The 3709-nt window shown below is 68.8% G+C and carries 5 protein-coding genes; all 5 read left to right on the top strand.

What is annotated here, in order from left to right; all coding sequences use genetic code 11:
• Positions 1-780: cytochrome-c oxidase, cbb3-type subunit II (ccoO, locus tag FJ251_14385; GenBank protein ID MBM4118893.1), on the top strand; the 780-nt coding region annotated here is incomplete at its 5' end.
• A 1-nt stretch (position 781) separates the two neighbouring features.
• Complete coding sequence (locus FJ251_14380; GenBank protein ID MBM4118892.1) at positions 782-997, top strand: hypothetical protein; 216 nt, start codon at positions 782-784, stop codon at positions 995-997.
• Complete coding sequence (locus FJ251_14375) at positions 998-1564, top strand: c-type cytochrome (GenBank protein ID MBM4118891.1); 567 nt, start codon at positions 998-1000, stop codon at positions 1562-1564.
• 16 nt (positions 1565-1580) lie between these two features.
• A complete protein-coding gene (ccoG, locus tag FJ251_14370; GenBank protein MBM4118890.1) occupies positions 1581-2978 on the top strand; it encodes a cytochrome c oxidase accessory protein CcoG in 1398 nt (465 codons plus the stop codon).
• Between the two features lie 313 nt (positions 2979-3291).
• Positions 3292-3709, top strand: a 418-nt coding sequence (locus FJ251_14365; protein ID MBM4118889.1) for a hypothetical protein, incomplete at its 3' end; no start/stop codon positions are given.

Raw genomic sequence — 3709 nt, 5'->3', positions numbered from 1 at the left:
AGCGCGGTGGTGCTGGCAGGGATCGCGGTGGTGATCATCGCGGCGATCCTCTCCCTCGGCGCGAACCGCGGCTCGGACGCGAGCTGGCACCGTCTTACCGAGGGCAACTCCCTCGCCTTCACGGTGCTGGTGCTGGTGGCGATCCTGATCGGCGGCATCGTCGAGATCGTGCCCACGGTGGTCGTCTCCAAGCGCGTGCCCACAACGCCGGCCGCCCTGGCCGCCAACCCGCAGATCCAGCAGCCCTACAGCCCGCTCGAGGTGGAGGGCCGCGACCTCTACGTGCGCGAGGGCTGCTATACCTGCCACAGCCAGATGATCCGCCCCTTCCGCCACGAGACGTTGCGCTACGGCGACTACTCGCGGATGGAGGAGTTCATCTACGATCACCCCTTCCAGTGGGGCTCCAAGCGCACGGGTCCGGACCTGCACCGCGTGGGCGGCAAGTACGCGAACCTCTGGCACTACCTGCACATGATCGACCCGCGCTCGACGAGCCCGGGCTCGAACATGCCGAGCTACGCATGGCTGAAGACCGGCCGCGTGAACTTCGCGGGGACCGGCCACAAGCTGAAGACCCTGAGCAAGCTGGGCGTGCCCTACGACGGGGCGCAGATCGCGGGCGCCGCGACCGCCGCGCAGAGCCAGGCCGCGTTGATCGTGGCGGATCTGCAGGCGCAGGGCGTCACGCTCGCGCCGGACGCGGAGCTCACGGCGCTGATCGCCTACCTGCAGCGCCTGGGCCGCGGGCCGCAGCCGCTCAGCGCGGGAGGCAACTAGCATGTACCAGGACTACTTCGCCGGCAGCCCCTTCTTGATCTGGCCGCTCGTCGGCCTCCTGCTCTTCCTGGTCGCCTTCGCGGCCGTGCTCTTCTACGTCGTCGTCGGCCTGCGCAACCGCGCGGCCGTGGACCGCCTGGCGGGCCTGCCGCTGGACGGCGCCGAGACCCTCAGCGCGGGTTCTCCCGCCGCCGAAGCCGAAGGGAAGGTGAACTAGATGGAGACGCGCAAGGACTACAAGCCCGATCAGGTCTTCGACCACGACTTCGACGGCATCCAGGAGTACGACAACCGCCTGCCCAACTGGTGGCTCTGGACCCTCTGGGCGACGATCGTCTTCTCCTTCGGCTACTGGCTGGTCTTCCACACCTTCGGCGTCGCCAAGCTGCCGCAGGCGCGCTACGAGGCCGAGATGCAGCGCGCCACCGAGCTGCAGCTCGCCGCAGGCGGCGCCATCGACGACGCGGCCCTCGCGCTGATGGCCACGCTCCCCGAGCGTGTCGCCGAGGGCAAGGAGATCTACACCACCTACTGCGCGGCCTGCCACTCGGCGCGCGGCGAGGGACTCGTGGGCCCGAACCTCACCGACGAGTACTGGATCCACGGCGGCCGGCCGCTGGACATCCACAAGGTCGTCACCGACGGCGTGCTGGCGAAGGGCATGGCGGCCTGGGGTCGGCAGCTCGGCCCCAAGCGCGTGGAGTCCGTGGTGGCCTACGTGCTCACGCTGCGCGGGACGAAGGTGCCCGGCAAGGCACCGGAGGGTCAGCCCTTCACGCCCTAGGGCGCGGGAGGACGCGATGAGCGAAGCGAAGCCGGGCCGCCGCGATCGCCGGCGACCCGACCTGGACACCGTCTACACGATCAATGCCGACGGTTCGCGCAACTTCCTGCACCCCGCCGACGTGCGCGGCCCCTGGCAGCTGCGTAAGAACCTGATCTGGGCCTTGCTGATCGCGGTCTACGTGCTGATGCCCTGGATCGAGCTGGGCGGCAAGCCGCTCATCCACCTCGATCTGCCCGGCCGCGCGGCGCACCTCTTCGGCCAGACCTTCACCAACCAGGACTTCTACCTGGCCTTCTTCCTGATCACGGGCATGGGCTTCGGGCTCTTCGTGCTGACCTCGCTCTGGGGCCGCATCTGGTGCGGCTACGCCTGCCCGCAGACGGTCTTCATGGAGGGCATCATGCGGCGCCTGGAGCGCTGGATCGAGGGCCCGCGCGCCCAGCGCATCCGCCGCAACCTCGGCCCCTGGACCGGTGACAAGGTCTGGCGCAAGGGCCTCAAGCACGCGCTCTTCCTCGTGCTCTCGTACCTGATCGCGCACGTGTTCCTGTCCTACTTCATCCCCGTGCGCGAGCTGCTCAAGGTGGTGCAAGAGAGCCCGGCCGCGCACCGCTCGGCCTTCGGCTGGTCGATGTTCTGGACGGCCGTGCTCTACTTCAACTACGCCTGGTTCCGCGAGCAGACCTGCCTGATCGTCTGCCCCTACGGCCGCCTGCAGTCCACGCTCGTCGACGACGACACGGTGGTGATCGGCTACGACGCCGGGCGCGGCGAGCCGCGGCACAAGGGCGTGGGCGAGGGCGGCGACTGCATCGACTGCTTCCGCTGCGTGGAGGTCTGCCCGACGGGCATCGACATCAGGAACGGCCTGCAGATGGAGTGCATCGGCTGCGCGAACTGCATCGACGCCTGCGACGACGTGATGACCCGCACCGATCGCCCGCGCGGGCTCGTCCGCTACGACTCCCAGCGCGGCTTCGCTGGCCAGCGCCGCCGTCTCCTCAGGCCGCGCGTCTACGTCTACGCCGTGCTCGGCCTCGCCGGCCTGGCCGCCTTCGGCTTCAAGGCCGCGGGTCGCGAGCCCTTCCAGGCCAACCTGCTGCGCACGAGCGGCCTGCCCTTCGCGATCGAGGGCGAGAGCCTGCGCAATCTCTACACGCTGCACATCCAGAACAAGACCGACGCGCCGCACCGCTACCGCATCGAGCCGGCGCCGGGCGCGCCGGCCTCGCTCAGCTTCATCATCCCGCAGGCGGAGCTGACGCTCGGCCCGCTGGAGGACGCTGAGCTGCCGCTCTTCGCCACGCTGCCGCGCGCGGAGTATCGCGAAGCCTTCGACTTCGCGCTGCTCGTCACCGAGCTGGAATCGGGCAATCAGCGCCGGCTGGCGCTGCGCTTCAGGGGGCCTTAGCCATGCGTACCTGGCTGCGCGATCACCCGTGGATCTGGATCGTCGTCCTGCTCGCCGCCCTCTTGGCGGGCAGTCTGACGACGCTGATCATCGCCGAGCTGAACAAGCCGGAGATCGTCAAGGAGCGCTAGCCGCGCTCCTTGCGGCGGCGGCATCCGAGCGGCGCTGCGGCACGCCGGCTTGCGGCCACGGCTTCTTGCAACGGTGCGACAGCGAAGGCTTTTCTTGTAGCATTTCACTTGACCGCTGCGCCTGTTCATAGTATAATGTAGCCATCCCGCCTCCCGCGTCCTCGATCCCGCGAGGACCTTCCATGTCCGAGTTCGTGTCGAATCTCCCCGCTGCCGCGGTGGATGCCCACCTGCGCGCGGCCGTCGCCGAGCTGCGCCGCGCCGAGCAGAGCGCCGTCCTCTGGTTCGCCGAGCTGATGCGCCGGCGCCTCTATCGCGACTGCGGCTACTCCAGCATTCATGCCTACGCCGAGCAGGTGCTGGGCTTCTCCCGCAACAAGACCTTCCAGTTCATCCATCTGGCCGAGAGTTTGGAGCACTTGCCGCAGCTACAGGACTCGCTGACTCGCGGCGAGCTGCCCTGGACGAAGGCTCGCGAAGTGGTGAAGGTGGCCACGGCGCAGACCGAGCGTCAGTGGATCGAAGAGGCGCAGCAGCTGAACAGCCGCACGCTCGAGACAAGGGTCAAGGAGGCTCGCCTGAGCACGCGGGCGCTCCTGG

Source organism: bacterium, assembly GCA_016873475.1.
GTDB lineage: Bacteria > Krumholzibacteriota > Krumholzibacteriia > JACNKJ01 > JACNKJ01 > VGXI01.
This window is presented reverse-complemented; position numbering and strand designations above follow the sequence as displayed.

Excerpts from the sequence above, each read along its gene's own strand:
- FJ251_14375 (MBM4118891.1), top strand. The coding sequence starts at position 998 with ATGGAGACGCGCAAGGACTACAAGCCCGATCAGGTCTTCGACCACGAC.
- FJ251_14380 (MBM4118892.1), top strand. The coding sequence starts at position 782 with ATGTACCAGGACTACTTCGCCGGCAGCCCCTTCTTGATCTGGCCGCTC.
- ccoG (MBM4118890.1), top strand. The coding sequence starts at position 1,581 with ATGAGCGAAGCGAAGCCGGGCCGCCGCGATCGCCGGCGACCCGACCTG.